Source organism: Pusillimonas sp. ANT_WB101 (genome assembly GCF_008369125.1).
Taxonomy (GTDB): domain Bacteria; phylum Pseudomonadota; class Gammaproteobacteria; order Burkholderiales; family Burkholderiaceae_B; genus Allopusillimonas.
Window position 1 is genome coordinate 146,163 of sequence record NZ_VOAY01000004.1, and the last position, 14,888, is coordinate 161,050.

At 56.6% G+C, this 14,888-nt stretch carries 8 protein-coding genes; 3 read left to right on the forward strand and 5 right to left on the reverse strand.

The genetic code is table 11. The features are described 5' to 3' along the window. Window positions 1-21: 21 nt before the first annotated feature. The 3 genes from FQ179_RS16860 (at window position 22) to dhbA (ending at window position 2,942) form a co-directional block, all read left to right on the forward strand. Window positions 22-1,422 carry a YncE family protein gene (locus FQ179_RS16860; protein WP_149398487.1) on the forward strand — a complete coding sequence of 467 codons (1,401 nt, stop codon included), beginning with the start codon at window positions 22-24 and terminating at the stop codon, window positions 1,420-1,422. Between the two features lie 69 nt (window positions 1,423-1,491). Beyond that, window positions 1,492-2,160, forward strand: a complete 669-nt coding sequence (locus FQ179_RS16865) for an isochorismatase family protein (RefSeq protein WP_149398488.1) — start codon at window positions 1,492-1,494, stop codon at window positions 2,158-2,160. After that, window positions 2,157-2,942, forward strand: a complete 786-nt coding sequence (gene dhbA, locus FQ179_RS16870) for a 2,3-dihydro-2,3-dihydroxybenzoate dehydrogenase (protein ID WP_255475040.1) — start codon at window positions 2,157-2,159, stop codon at window positions 2,940-2,942. The genes FQ179_RS16865 and dhbA overlap by 4 nt, the downstream gene beginning before the upstream one ends. Before the next feature lie 3 nt (window positions 2,943-2,945). On the opposite strand, the gene FQ179_RS16875 is transcribed toward dhbA, so the two are convergent. From FQ179_RS16875 to FQ179_RS16895, 5 genes are all read right to left on the reverse strand, one after another. After that, window positions 2,946-11,540, reverse strand: coding sequence for a GH36-type glycosyl hydrolase domain-containing protein (locus FQ179_RS16875; protein ID WP_149398490.1), 8,595 nt, complete (start codon window positions 11,538-11,540; stop codon window positions 2,946-2,948). A gap of 378 nt (window positions 11,541-11,918) precedes the next feature. After that, window positions 11,919-12,356 carry a hypothetical protein gene (locus FQ179_RS16880; RefSeq protein WP_149398491.1) on the reverse strand — a complete coding sequence of 146 codons (438 nt, stop codon included), beginning with the start codon at window positions 12,354-12,356 and terminating at the stop codon, window positions 11,919-11,921. 53 nt (window positions 12,357-12,409) lie between these two features. Continuing rightward, window positions 12,410-13,144, reverse strand: a complete 735-nt coding sequence (locus tag FQ179_RS16885) for a VUT family protein (protein WP_223146287.1) — start codon at window positions 13,142-13,144, stop codon at window positions 12,410-12,412. A gap of 41 nt (window positions 13,145-13,185) precedes the next feature. Further along, window positions 13,186-13,398 (reverse strand): hypothetical protein, encoded by a 213-nt coding sequence (locus FQ179_RS16890; protein ID WP_149398492.1) that lies wholly within the window; start codon window positions 13,396-13,398, stop codon window positions 13,186-13,188. Between the two features lie 124 nt (window positions 13,399-13,522). Continuing rightward, window positions 13,523-14,800 carry an adenosylmethionine--8-amino-7-oxononanoate transaminase gene (locus FQ179_RS16895; protein WP_149398493.1) on the reverse strand — a complete coding sequence of 426 codons (1,278 nt, stop codon included), beginning with the start codon at window positions 14,798-14,800 and terminating at the stop codon, window positions 13,523-13,525. Between the last annotated feature and the right edge of the window lie 88 nt (window positions 14,801-14,888).

Below are 14,888 nucleotides of genomic sequence, written 5' to 3' on the forward strand. Positions count from 1 at the left end.
AGATCATTTCAAGGAAGTTAAATGCAAACCACTCTCTTTTGCATTGGTAATTACAGAAAAACAGTGCTAAAAACAACAGCCCTGGTACTGGCCGCTTTGGCGATCTCGACTGGCAGCGTGCAGGCGGACACCGTGTTTGATCAGCCTGACACAAACTTTAATGGTTCAGTGTTTAGTACGGGCGTTGTGCACCCGGGCGGAGAAGCCATAGTAAAAGGCGGCGGTTTTAAGCCAGGGCAAGAGGTTCAGCTACTGCGCAACGGCCACAATATCGCCAAAGACAAAATACTTACTGCTGACCAAGACGGTAAATTCAGCACCACGATTTCCGTACCAGAAACCGCAGCGACGGGGCTGCACCCTGTTGTCGTGCAGGTTGCCAAGCCGTCGGCCGCCAAAGTTTTTGAATTCAAGATATCGCCTGACATCAACTATACCGGCGCAGAAAAATTCACGATCACTTCGGCTTCGCTCTCGCCCAGCGTATACCAGAGCGCCTACAGCGCCGCGACCAACGCCCTGTTCGTGACCTCTTCCGTGGGCCGCCCTCCCGTCAAAGCATCCACGCTTACAAAGCTTAATGCCGATACCCTTAAGGTTGAAGCAAGCATTACACCTGCCGCTGACCCCTCGAACGAGAAAGGCCAGGTCATGGCGGTATACGGCGTTGCCGTCGATGACGACGCGGGAACAGTGTGGGTTAGCAACACACGTGCCAGCACCGTGGCTGTCTATAAACAGGCCGACCTGGCACTGGTCAAGCAGTTTCCGAACGAATTGGTACCGCACGCACGAGACATAGTCGTCGATAGCAAACACCACCGTGCGTATGCTTCGGTCACCGGCAGCAACGAGATTGCCGTATTTGACACGCAAAAACTCGAGCATATCGGCACGATCGTCATGAAGTCCAAGTCACGTGAGGGCATCAGCCCCATGAGCATGGCACTTGATGCCAGCAACGGCAAACTGTACACGGTCAGCCGCACAAGCAACGAGGCTGTGGTCATTGATCTGGGCAAACAAGAAGTCGAACACGTTTATCCATTGCCGGGTGCCAAGGCTGCCAGCGGCGTAGCGGTGGCCCCTGAAGCCAATACACTGTTTGTGGCATCACAGGCTACCGACAACGTACTGCTGGTCGACCTGAAAGACGGAAAAATTCTGCATGATGTCAAAGTAGGCGCGGGCCCACTTAACATTACATGGGATGCCAAGAACAAACTGGCCTACGCCGTGAGTCGCGGCGGCAACTCCATTGCCGTAATCAACCTTGACGGCAAGCTTGTCGCCAACCTGGACGGTGGCAGTCTCCCCAACCATATCTCCACCGACGGCAAAGGCGCTATCTTCGCCCTGAATAAAGCGCGTGGAAAAGATGACAAAACCGGTGATCGTCTTAGCAAAATCAGCCTGAAGTAATCCACCCCGCCCGGCCGCCATCCTGGCAGCCGGGCTTGCATTTTTTGCCATGAAACAAGGAGTTTAGCCGTGAGCATCCCCGCCATCGCTGCGTACTCAATGCCCCAGGTTGCCTTTGAAAACAGGGCTGACTGGACTGCCGAGCCCAACCGGGCCGTATTGCTAATCCATGACATGCAATACTATTTTCTTAAAAAATACGATATGCAGGCCGAGCCCGTGCCTACCTTGATCAGGCATATTCAGCAGTTGCGCAAGTTGTGTCACGCTCAAGGCATACCGGTCATCTACACGGCGCAGCCTACAACTCAGCCGCCCCAAGACAGAGCATTATTAACTGACTTCTGGGGCCCGGGCCTAAGCGATCCACGCAATGCGGGCCAAGAAAAAATCATCGCCGAACTAGCTCCCGCAGCACACGATGCCGTTCAGACCAAATGGCGCTATAGCGCGTTCTTCCGGTCTGACCTCAAGCAGCTCATGCAAGAGCAAGGCCGCGATCAGCTGCTCATTACCGGCATTTATGCTCACATTGGCTGCCTCACCACAGCGCTGGATGCATTCATGAATGACATTCAGCCGTTTTTCGTCACCGATGCCACGGCAGACTTTTCAGCCGAAGAGCACGCCATGGGAATCAAATATGTATCGCAGCGCTGCGGGGTATGTGTTACCACCGACAGCCTGCAAGGCCAGCTATCAGGGCTGCCCGTATCGCCTCACCAGGAACACGCGTGAACGCCGTCAACACCCAAGAATTCTCCCAACAGTGTGTCGTCGTCAGTGGCGCTGGCCGTGGCATTGGCGCTGCCGTCGCCCGACAATTGCTGGATCAGGGGGCACGCGTTGTAGCGCTTGATCTCGATATCACACCACTGCAATCGTGGCAGTCCAGCTATCCAGACGCGCTTTACCTGGAAACGGTAGATGTCGCCGATTTCAATGCCGTCGCACAGGCCGTCGACAACGGTACGCGCCAACTGGGGCCGATCGACAAACTCGTATGTGCGGCAGGCGTTCTGCAAATGGGTGCAATCACGGACTTGAGCCCCGACCAGTGGGCGCGTACCTTCGCCTGTAATACAAACGGTGTTTTCAACCTGTGCCACATCGTTGCCAAACAGATGCTAACCCGCCGCAAAGGTGCCATTGTCAACATCAGTTCGAACGCCGCAACTGCGCCGCGTATGGCCATGGGTGCCTATGCCGCCTCCAAGGCGGCCGTCACTCAGCTTAGCCGTTGCCTGGGGCTTGAGCTGGCACACGCTGGCATACGCGTTAACGTGGTGTCGCCAGGTTCTACCGATACGCCCATGCAACAAGCCATGTGGGCAGCGGGCAGCTCGGCCCAGACAGTTATTGACGGGTCAGGCGAGCACTACCGCCTAGGCATACCACTGAAAAAAATTGCCATGCCCGACGAAATCGCCGACGCTGTGCTGTTTCTGCTTTCAGATCGTGCCAGCCATATCACACTGCACGATCTGCGCGTCGATGGCGGCGCCACCCTGGATCAGTAGCTTTCAAATACTGACAATAACGGTGTGACGGCCGCCATCCAGCGGTAGCAACACCCGCCCCTGCGAGCACTCAAGAACAAGATCATCGCTATGCGCATGTGTTACGCCTTGGCCCAAACCACTGCGGTGCTCCACAACAATGTGGTAATGAGTGTCGTCCAGGTGCAGGCGGGCCTCGAACCCCGGCCAGGCAAGTGGTATACACGGTGAAAGTGCGACAGCGCGCCCTTCACGCTGCAGGCCCAGTATGCCTTCAATACCCGCACGGTACATCCAGGCCGCTGAGCCCGTATACCATGTCCAGCCTCCCCGTCCTACATGCGGGGCAACCGAATACACGTCTGCCGCAACTACATAGGGTTCAACCTGATAACGTTCAAGCGCTTCAGGGGTGCGTGCGTGATTGATCGGGTTAAGCAATGCGAACAGATCAGCCGCCTTGTCGCCATCACCCTGCCGTGCGTAGGCCAGTACCGCCCACATCGCGGCATGGGTATACTGCCCTCCGTTTTCACGCAGGCCGGGCGGATAACCTTTGATGTAGCCTGGATCACGACTGGGCGCATCAAAAGGCGGCGTAAACAGCAGCGCGAGCCTGTCGTTGTGTCGTACCAGCATGCGGTCAAAACTTGCCATGGCCTTGGCTGCCCGGTCAGGCACCGCCGCCTCCGATAAAACGGCCCACGATTGGGCAATCGAATCAATCTGACACGCTTCACTGTCAGTTGTGCCTAGCCAGGTGCCATCGTCAAAGGTTGCGCGGCGATACCATTGCCCCTCCCATGCATGGGCTTCGATGGCCTTGGCCAAGTCACCGGCATGCTGGCGCCACCGTTCAGCGCGAACCGGGTCACGCTCGCGGGCCATAGGCTCGAACAGCGCAAGTGTACGCAACAGCAGCCACCCCAGCCACACACTTTCACCACGACCAAGCTCACCCACACGACTCATACCATCATTCCAGTCACCCGTACCCATCAGCGGAAGGCCGTGTTCACCCGTCAAGTCCAGGCACAGATCCAGCCCACGGGCGCAGTGTTCAAACAACGAAGCCGTCTCGGTAGAAAGCGTGGGCTGATAAAAGGCATCGTGTTCACCATCCAGCAATGCAGGTCCCTCCAAAAAAGCCAGAGGCTCTTCCAGCACGGTCTCATCGCCGCTACGCAAAACATAATTGGCTGCCGCGTAAGCCAGCCAGACCTTGTCATCAGAAATGCGCGTGCGCACCCCCTGCCCCGTTTTCGGCAACCACCAGTGCTGCACATCACCTTCTGGAAACTGGCGGGATGCGGCCCGCAGAAGCTGTGCGCGCGCCGCGTCAGGCATGCTGAACATGAGTGCCATGCTGTCTTGCAACTGATCACGAAACCCATAGGCACCACTGGCCTGATAAAAAGCTGAGCGCGCCCACATGCGACAGGCGATGGTTTGATATTGCAACCAGCCATTTAACATCAGGTCCATGGCGCGATCGGGTGTCTTCACCTGGATGGTGCCCAGGATTTTCTCCCAGTTGGCTTTGACGTCATCCAGCACAGCATCCAGATCAGCCCCACGGTAACGGGTCACCCATTTGCGTGCCTCGTCTTCCGAATCAGCCTGCCCCAGCAATACGACGAGTTCGACGGTTTCGCCACCATCTAGCCACACTTCACACTGCAACGCAGCGCACGGATCAAGAGCCGCCCCACAGCGGCCCGAAAGCTTGTCAGCACTGATCAACGCCAGCGGCGCAGCCGTGCTGCCGTTGTCGCCGAGAAACTCACGACGATCAGCCGTCCACGCACTCTGAAGGCCCAATAAATCGACGAACGCAATACGACCAGAGTTGTTAAGACTCCAGGGGTTCTGGGCAAACATCGCTCCCGTCTCGGCATCCATATGCGTAATAAGAAATGGCGCAGTATCAGCGCGTGAGGTGCCCAGTACCCACTCCACATACGCTGTGACAGACAGCTGGCGACGCTGCTCCGATTTATTGGTTAGCGTCAACCTGGATATTTTGACGGGATCATTCCAGGGCACATACTGCAACAACGTAGACGCGATTTGCTCATGCTCATGCTCAAATACGCTGTATCCATGACCGTGACGCACGATATAAGGCGTGTCATGGCGGATTGGCGCAGCCGTCGGACTCCAGAGATCACCATTGTTTTTATCACACAGGTAAAGCACTTCACCGGGCGGATCTTGCACCGGATCATTGGACCAGGGGGTCAGCTGGTTATTTTGACTATTGTTCGCCCAGGTATAGCCACTGCCCTCTGCGGACACCTGGAAACCAAAACTCCGGTTGGCGATAACGTTAATCCAGGGAACCGGCGTTGTACGCGCAGCATCAAGCGTAATCACATACTCTTTACCATCCAGGCCAAAACCACCCAGGCCGTTGTCATATTCAAGCGTAGGCCGTCGTGCAACCTTAGCCGAGCCAACCGTATCCGGTGAGGAAGATGCAGCAAAGTGTTGCCTGGCCAAACGTGTGTCAGACATAGCCGCCGCCAGACGCGCCGCCATCGCCTTCGCCTCAGCGCCGGTGCGAGACGAAGACTCGGCAATCCGGCCAAGCTGCTCCGCCACCAAACCATGGCGCGCGACCAAGACAATACGGGCGATAGATTGGATTAACTCGCGTGCTGACATGGTTATCAGATCAGCGCGCAGAGCATAGACCACGCCTTTTGCGGGTGCGTCGCCAATACGCGGCCGCGCCTGGCTGCTGCGCACGGCTGTCTCTATGCCATTCTGCAAATCTTGCACGTACGATGATGCACGCTCGTTAATAATGACCAGATCCACTGACAGGCCCTTCATGTGCCAGTATTCATGTGCGCGCAGCAGCTGCCTGATCAGCGCTATATCTTCAGCGTCATCAATGCGGACCAGCACAATCGGCAGGTCGCCAGAGATGCCATGAGGCCACAGCCCCGACTGGCTGCCTGCACCGTGCACAATCAGATCTGAGGCGACCCTGAAACGAGAGTCAGGGTACAGCAAGGGCGCAGCCAACTGCTGGAAGGACGCAGCCTCTTCTGCCTGAATACCCAAGTGCCGCAGCTGCACTTGGGCCTGGGTCCACGCAAGCGTCTTGGCCCGATCGAAAGCGCTGCGGTCATGATGGGTATCAATCAGGTTGAGCAGTGCCTCACGCGTCGGTGCGACTAAGGTCCAGAATGCGACTCTCACCGCCCGCCCTGGCTTGACACGTACGCAATAGCGCAGCGAAAACACGGGATCTAGCACGGTACCAACTGTATCCGACAAGGCTTGACCGCTGATAATTTTGTTCGGTGCGACGCCGTAGTCACACCGGTCGAGAAAGCGCGCCCGGTCTGTCTCGTACTGTATGGGCGCGATGATGTCGCCTTCCACCACCGCAAAATGGGCGGCCCACACGCTAGGCTCATCAGGTGTGCGTGGACGGCGGGTCGCGACCAACGCGCCAAACTCAGTCAGGTACTCGGTCACCACGAACATTTTTGAAAAGGCTGGATGAGCGTTGTCGGCTGCAGGCGGCGCCAGCGCCAACTCTGAGTATGAGGTGAGCTCCACGTCGCGCGGCCTGCGCCCGCTGTTGACCAGCGACACGCGCCTCACTTCTCCGTCATTTTCGCCTGACACCACAATTTGAGTCGATGTGGCGAGTGAGCCGTCACGATGCATGAAGTCGGCTTTGTCTTCCGTAAAGTCGATCTGCATGCGCACCGTGCCGATCATGTCGGGGTTAGGCGCAGACGACCAGACCGTGCCACGTTGCATGTCGCGCATGAAAATAAATGAGCCCCAGTGATCCCGGGTTGGGTCCGGACGCCAGCGCGTAATGGCAACATCTCCCCAGCGGCTGAATCCACCACCTGCGGTGGTCAGCATAACTGTGTAGCGTCCGTTGGAGAGCATATGAACAGGTGGCGGCCCCGCAGGCAGGCGATCAAAGCGTCGCGTAATCACAGCGCCAACATCAGTCGGTGCAACAGAAGCTTTTACTTCTTCGGCTCTGGGGTGCGCAACCGCGACATCGCGCGGCACGCGCTCTTGCAGCAGCAGCTCGCAAGCCCGAACCATAGGCTCGCGATGAAATCGCTTGCGCATCTGACCATCAAGCAAGGCATTTGCGAGGGCCACAACCGTCATGCCTTGATGGTGCGCCATGAAGCTGCGCACAATCGCCACGGTCTGATCCTCACTCAGGCGCGACCGGGTATAGTCAAGCGCCTCATGAAAACCATAACGTCCCAACGCGCCCTCGTTGGCGAGCCGCTTGTAGTTTTTGCGGGCGTTTTCCGGGTCAACCATGGCGGCCAGCCCTGTGGCGTAAGGGGCGACAACTTTATCCTGAGACAAGCCGCGTTTCAGACCAAGCCCCGGCACCCCAAAATTGAAGTACTGATAAGTGAATTCAATATCGCGCGCATTGAACGCAGACTCTGAAATTCCCCAAGGTATGCCCAGCAACACACCATAGTCTTGCTGGCGCTGCACGACAAGCCGGCTAGTCTGCTCAAGCAGGCTGCCAATGGGAGCACGCATGATGAGTGATGGCATGAGGTACTCAAACATAGACCCCGACCAGGATATAAGCGCCGACCCACGGCCTACCGGCGTCGCAGTGCGACCCAAACGCAGCCAATGTTTAGAGGGCACATCGCCTTTGGCAATAGCAAAAAAGCTGGCAAGCCTACACTCTGAGGCCAGCAAATCGTAGCAGCTGGCGTCCAGGCTATTGTCTGCCAGCGAATAGCCAATAGACAGTAGCTTACGGTCCGGTTCGAGCAAAAATGAGAAATCCATCTCAACAGCCATTGCACGCGCAGTTTTCGCTATGGCTTTCAATCGAGAGTCCAGCGCCGCTGTATCACTCGCCGCTTCCATGTCACTCTCGTGTTCTCGCACTGCTAGTTGCAATGCCATAATCCAGTACAGCAGATCGACGGAATCGTCGTCTGCAACGGCAGGCACAAACGCTTGCGCCGTGCGGACGGCTTTATCACACAGGCGACCAAGCATAGGCAGCAATGATGGCAAGGGAAGCGAGCCACTCAGCTGTAGGTCTAACTCTTCCAGTGCCGCTTCGAGCTGCTGCAGCCTGGCGCCACCGGCACCGGGAAGCTTTGACAAGGCATCACGCGCCAGCCCAAGATTATCGACCAGCCCGACGCGGGCATACGGTGCAGTCACGTTACCGACCCACTCCTCGCATGCATTGGCCAGTGTAATCAGATGGCCCGCCAGGTTGCCGCTGTCGACCGACGACACATAAGCCGGGTCCAATACATGCATATCATCCGTGGCGTACCAGTTGAAAAAATGCCCGTTATAGCGCTGGAGTTTCAGCATGGTACCCAGCGTGGCCTCCAGCCGCCCAACCGTGCGTGCGGTGCCTGTCCAGCCAAGATCGCGGGCCGCTACAGCAGAAAGCAAATACATGCCCATATTGGTGGGTGACGTACGGCGCGCGAGCTCGGGCTTGGGAGTTTCCTGGAAGTTATCGGGCGGTAGCCAACAGTCTTCCGCCGTGACGAACACCTCAAAATAACGCCATGTGCGTCGTGCTGTACGACGCAATGAAGCAGTGGTTGTTGCTTGCAAGACCAGTTGCGGCGCCAGGGAACGGGGACGACTCACCCACCATGCGCACGCTGGTGCAGCCAGCCACAACAGCGTAAACGTCAGTACCAGCGGCCACGACATAGGCTCAAGCACCAGCACTCCAAGGCTCATAACCAGAACAATGACAAGGCTGGGCCCCATCCAACGATAGAAACCGGCCAGATCCAGTCGCACGCTTCCGGCGGACTGGGCCGCCGTCGTCCATTCAAGCATATGGCGGTGCGTAACAAACGTACGCCACAAAGTGCGAGTAATGGCGTCGCTCATCTTCCAAGCCGTGTCAGGCAGCAAGATCAGCGACAGCAAGACCTGTTCACAGGCCAGCGCAAGATCATTGCCAAAAACCAGCAGGCGATTGCGCAACAGAATACCGCCGCGGCGCGAAAACACCGAGAAAAACGTGGGCATCAAGGCTGGGATGAGCATGTACAAGAGGATCAGAAGCGTAGCCAGGAATGCGCTCGACAGTGGCAGCAACCATGCCGCGCCCAGTGCGAGAAACGTCATTGCCGCCCGTGTGGAGCGCCGCAGATTATCGAACATTTTTCCGCGGCCTACTGCTGGTACAGCATAGCCGCCATCATGTCGCACAAACAGCCATGGCAGCAATTGCCAGTCGCCGCGCGTCCAGCGATGCAGGCGTTTGGACGCCACGTCGTAACGGCTCGGAAACGCTTCAACCACTTCTATATCTGAGGCCAGACCCGCGCGCGCAAAAACACCCTCGAACAGATCATGACTGAGCATGGTGTTGTCAGGTACACGCCCGGCCAACGCCAACTCAAACGCGTCAATATCGTAAATACCCTTGCCGGTGTACGATCCTTCACCGAAAAGATCTTGGTACACATCAGATACGGCGGCTGCGTAGGGGTCTAGGCCCGCCGGGCTGGAGTACAGACGTTGATATGCAGAGCCCTCCCTGCGCATGGGAAGAGAAGGCGTCACACGAGGCTGAAGAATGGCATGGCCGTGAACCACACGCTTGAGTGCCGGATCGTGTGCGGCTGCCTCAACGATAGGCCAGTTCAGAGGGTGCGCCATTTTCCCGACCAGCCTTTGGGCAGCATCACGCGGCAAGCGCGTGTCGGAATCAAGCGTTAACACATACCGCACGCCAGCGGGCATCTGCTGTGACAACCCGGCAACAGGCTCATAGGTCGTGTCGACTGCACCGCGTAACAGCCGGTTCAGCTCATGCAGCTTGCCGCGCTTACGCTCCCACCCCATCCATTTCCCTTCGCCAGGATTATAGCGACGCGTGCGATGCAGCAGAAGAAATCGGCTTCCTGCGGGACCTGGACCATATTTCTGATTCAACGTCGTTATGGCTGCTACGCCCGCTGCAAGAATCTTGGCGTCGATCGGTATCGTTGACGTGTCGGCGTCTACGCCGTCCGTCAACAAGGCGAACGTCAAGTCACCACCGCTACCTGACAGGTAATGCACCTCAAGATTTTCGATATCTGCCAGCAGATCTGCCTTACTGCTAAGCATTGTCGGCACAGCGACCAGGGTACGAAACTGTTCGGGCACGCCCCGCGTCAAATCAAGTCCTGGCAACACTGCCGCTCCGACGCTCAAGGTCACCAAACGATTCACCACTGCCGTAACAAACTCTGTAAGCGGAATAAACCCTAACGCAAGAAAAAACCACAGCTCGCCCTGAGAAATGTCAGACTCGCTCCACATCCATACGACGAGGCCGGTGAACAGTGCACTAGCCCCAAGAATCGCGCCTAAATATCCCGTTATTCCACAGCGAATTGTGAATCGACTAACGCGCAGACGCCAGTCTGGTGCATAAGCAAGCGTGGCCTCCAGCGCGGCACGGCCTCCGGCAATAAGGTAATAGCCCGGGTCGGCGCGACGTTCTCGTTCTTTAGCAGGGGTATCTATAGTCGCGTCTGCGCCTGCCGCGTCCAGCACAGCCTGCGCAACGTCAATCTCGCTGACGCCCGAGCCGTGAGCAAGCTGTTCTATTGATTTCCGATACCGATCGCGCGTAGCGAAATCCATGTCCGCAAAGGCACTGCCCTTGCGAAGTTTTTCGTCAACCAGACTCACACTTTCAAACCAATCGGCCCAGTCTATGTCAGAGATCAGACGCATGCTGGTGATGACGTTGCGCACACTGACATTGGAGGCCCCCTGCCGCTGCAGCGCTTTCTGCACCACAGTATCAACAGAACTGCCCTGCAGCGCCAGATGCTGTTCGAGCCAATCGAGCGCAGGCGTTTTATCTGGATCTAAATTACGCAGTCGCTTGGCGAGTTGCGCGGCAAACATCTCGGACAACACGCCATAGTCACGCGTAAGCGCCTTGATGTCGGGCGCAGGGCTCTCCTCCACAGACTTAAGCAGACGGTTGGCCAGTTCGTCGGCCTCTATCCTGGCTTTGCGCGCTGTCCCCAGTTCATCGGCCAGACGACGCAGATTCTCGACAAGCACGATACGAAGCGTAATGGCAATTGCCCATAATTCGCCAATGGTGAGCGGCTGCACTGTCTGGTAGGCGGCAATGAAGCTGGCCATGACATTCGGATCAAAATTGCTGTCGGTGTGCGCGACAAACGCCCAGGCAATACCCAGTACTCGCGGATACCCTTCAAACGGCCCGCTAGCCAGTTTGGGCAATTGGCGATAAAAACCGGGAGGCAAATCTCTGCGGATCTGGCGAACTTGCTCTTCGACCACGTGATAATTGTCGAGCAGCCACTCTGCCGCAGGTTCAACACTATTTCCGCTCTCAAGCTCCGCCGCACTCGCACGATAGGCGGTGAGCAGAACAGCGGCATTCTCGTCCAACCGTTTAGGTAGAGAAAGCACACGAAGCGGACGCAGCGTTATCTTCTGCGCTGTGGCAAGCCCCTGCGCGTGCTGCTGAAGCCGTTCTGCACCAAAGAGTTCATTTCTGACGGGTGTTTTGTCATTCCAGGGTGAAGAAGCTGAGCGACGTGTAAGCAAAACAAATGGCGCGATTTTCATAAGCAACCAAACGTCGGCCTGCGACGACCATCATTACTGCGACAACGCCGACTGCATGCAGCCCCCACACACTGGCTAGTGATGGCCGCGGCCAAAAACGGGAAAACACTGTTGACTGCTTGCTGATATGCAGGCCATATTGGGTCTCCAAAAATGACTATTTTGTGCTAAAACCGTACACCCCAGCATACTCGCATTTGGAAGCGGCGTTAAAAACGCGTCTAAACATATGGCGGGCGGTTAGCTCTCAAGCATGCCTGACACCATTTGGCACAAAATGCTCTACGTTCAGCAAGAACCTATTAGGGTAGCCTTGCGTCATGTGACCTTATTGCTCGACCAGCTGCGGCTGTTTCATGACAAACTGGTATCAACACACTACTCGCGCTTGGGCCGTACGATCGGCACATCAGGCCGTGCAATAACAGCTGTGCGTACTGTTTGGTTAAGGGTCGGCAGCACAAAACAGCCCTGTACTTTAACTTTGTGCCCCAGGGCTCGCATGCCGTCGCGGGCAACCACCTGAGTCAGCATTTCGACATCTCTCACCACAGGGTGGCCGATGAACGCGCGCACATAGACGTCAAGCGAAAACACTTCAAGAAAATGACTACGGCTGCGATAGCGTATGCGCAGAAATGAACCAGGACCTGGGTTACCTGAGGCCGGGCACAGCTCAGGCAATTGGATTACATGCTCCTGCAGAGTGTGCATGCCCGGATTGGGGTTGGTAATGGTTTTAAGTATGGCGCCGGTTTCGGGGCAGCGGTAGCTTGCGCCCGCAACCGGAACGTCAGTGTGGTCAGGGGTGTGCATGGGGGCGTGTTCAACGAAGGTTACAGATACGAATAGCCGCTGTACGGTCGTGCTCAATACGTGCCGCAGGCGGTTTTTACCGCCGGTACCGGCCCGCCAGCGGCTGCGACGCTTGCACTTGCACGCTCGCGCATAGACAAAAACGGCAACCAGGCAATGGCGGCGGCAATGACATACTTGCCCAGAACGTCTGCAAAAACAATTTGTGCCATGGCAAACGTAGTCATCGCGCCGGCAAATGCCAGCAGCGTGAACGCGAGGCTATCAAGTGGAACACTTACGGCGTTGCTGGCCAGCACACGCGTATGCCAACCGTGTGTACGCAAGCGCTGAAATATAGCGGTATCAGCCAGTTCGCTCAGCATAATCGAGGCAAACGAGGCCATGAGCAGTCGGGGATTAAGCCCCAGAACGATACCGCTTGCGGTGTTGACGGCAACGGCCAAGCCTATGCCCAGCAACACGGTTGATAGACCATAGCCGTGCAGACGGTCTCGCAGGGTGAATACGGCAGCAAAAAACACCGACCCCAAACTGAGAAGACCGAAACCCGGCAATGGCAGAAAATGGTCGAGAAATATATTGGCGAGCAGCACCGACCCCACATAGGCAGCCAGCCAGCATAGGCGAAACACCGATAACCCCTTTGTGCCACCACCAGAAAAATAGTCTGGCGTAGCAATGAATAAAGGAACACGCGACTGATGGGCTTGGCCCAGGTCGCGCAAAGCAAAAACTTTAAGACATGAGGTTGAAAAAGAAAAGGCCCCCAGAAAGGGAGCCTTCAAACGCTACGCCGCCCATGTGGGCAGCGCGGTGTTGCGATTAATTACGCGTGCGAGTAACGCGAGCCGTTGCGAGCCAGCGCCAGCTCGCCCATATAGCGTGCCGCAGCGCGGTCAGTTTTGTTAACCGCCACCACAAAGGCCTTCGCCATGTGTGCAAGGCGGCTACCAACTGGATTTACAACGGCCCCAGGCGTTACCATGCCGACGGAAGCGCCACCAACCGCAGCTAATTTGTCGTATGCAATGTTTGCCATCTCAGAACCCTTTTTGCTGAATTCGTTATCAATGTATCCATTATAGGGTAAACCCTAGATAAAGGCTAGGGTTTACCCTAGGGCTTAATTTAACCGGCAGAATTGTCTGATTTGAACAACAAAATTACGGGCGCTCTGCACGCAAAACACCCACCACTGCCTCAGTCAGGGTGTGCAGATCTTCAATGCTGATATTGAGCGCGGGCGTCAGATAAACCGTTGTACCAAAGGGGCGAACCCACACGCCGGCCTGAACAAATCGCTGCCGCAACCGTTCTTTGTCTGCAAGCTGCTTCAGTTCTACCACCCCAATGGCGCCCAGCACCCTTACGTCTCGCACCCAATCGAGATCTTTGCAGGGCGCCAGCCCTGCCACCAGAGCGCGCGACACGGCAGCGGCCTGTTCAAGGCGGGGCTCGGCTTCGAACAAGTCGAGCGATGCCAGTGCCGTCGTACACGCCATCGCGTTTGCCATAAACGTAGGCCCATGCATCAAGGCATGAGCAGTGTCGTCAGACCAGAAGGCATTAAAAATATGACTGCTGGCCACCGTGGCGGCCAATGGCAGTGTTCCGCCCGTCAACGCCTTGGAAAGCGTGATGATGTCAGGCCGCACACCCGCCTGTTCAAAGGCAAACATGGAGCCGGTGCGCCCGAAGCCGGTAAAGATCTCATCAAAAATCAGAGGCAACTGATACCGATCAGCCAGAGTGCGCAAACGACGCAACACCTGGGGTTCATGCAACAGCATGCCACCGGCCCCCTGCACCAGAGGTTCGACCAGTATGCCTGCAAACTGGTGGCTGTTTTGCGCAAGAAACGCGTCAAGCCCGGCAAAAGAGTCGTCGTCACGCGGCAGGTCAGCGCAGTGATGCTGCGCCAGCAAACCTTGAAACAAGGTATGCATGCCTTCCTCTGGATCACACACCGCCATGGTGCCAAACGTATCGCCATGATAGCCGCCCTTGAACACAAGAAAGTGACTGCGACCACGTTCGCCCTGATTAAGCCAGTATTGCACCGCCATTTTCATGGCCACTTCTACAGCCACCGAGCCAGAATCACTGTAAAAAACCCGGTCCAGGCCTGGCCCCAACAACTCCGTCAGCCGACGGGCCAGCTCAAATGCCGGCTCATGGGCCAGACCGCCAAACATGACGTGTGGCAGGGTATCAAGCTGCTGTCTCAATGCCTGGGCAATGCGCGGGTGGTTGTAACCGTGGCAGGCGGTCCACCATGAGGCCACACCATCTACAAGCTCTCGCCCATCGGCAAGTACGAGCCGGCTGCCATACGTGCGAACGACCGGCAGCGGCGCTGCCATTGTTTTCATTTGTGCATAGGGAAGCCAGATATGGCCAAGACCTTGCGTAAACCAGGCGGGTGTTGAAGAAGAGTTCATGATGAGTAGAAAAAAATGCTGCCACCCTGCAGGGCATTGAAGTGGCGGAGCATATAGAAAACATAATGGGTGTCATTATAATTACCCC

Bases quoted from the DNA above. Each gene is read 5' to 3' on its own strand.
- FQ179_RS16875 (WP_149398490.1), bottom strand. From the start codon at position 11,540: ATGAAAATCGCGCCATTTGTTTTGCTTACACGTCGCTCAGCTTCTTCA.
- FQ179_RS16895 (WP_149398493.1), bottom strand. From the start codon at position 14,800: ATGAACTCTTCTTCAACACCCGCCTGGTTTACGCAAGGTCTTGGCCAT.
- FQ179_RS16890 (WP_149398492.1), bottom strand. From the start codon at position 13,398: ATGGCAAACATTGCATACGACAAATTAGCTGCGGTTGGTGGCGCTTCC.
- FQ179_RS16880 (WP_149398491.1), bottom strand. From the start codon at position 12,356: ATGCACACCCCTGACCACACTGACGTTCCGGTTGCGGGCGCAAGCTAC.
- FQ179_RS16860 (WP_149398487.1), top strand. From the start codon at position 22: ATGCAAACCACTCTCTTTTGCATTGGTAATTACAGAAAAACAGTGCTA.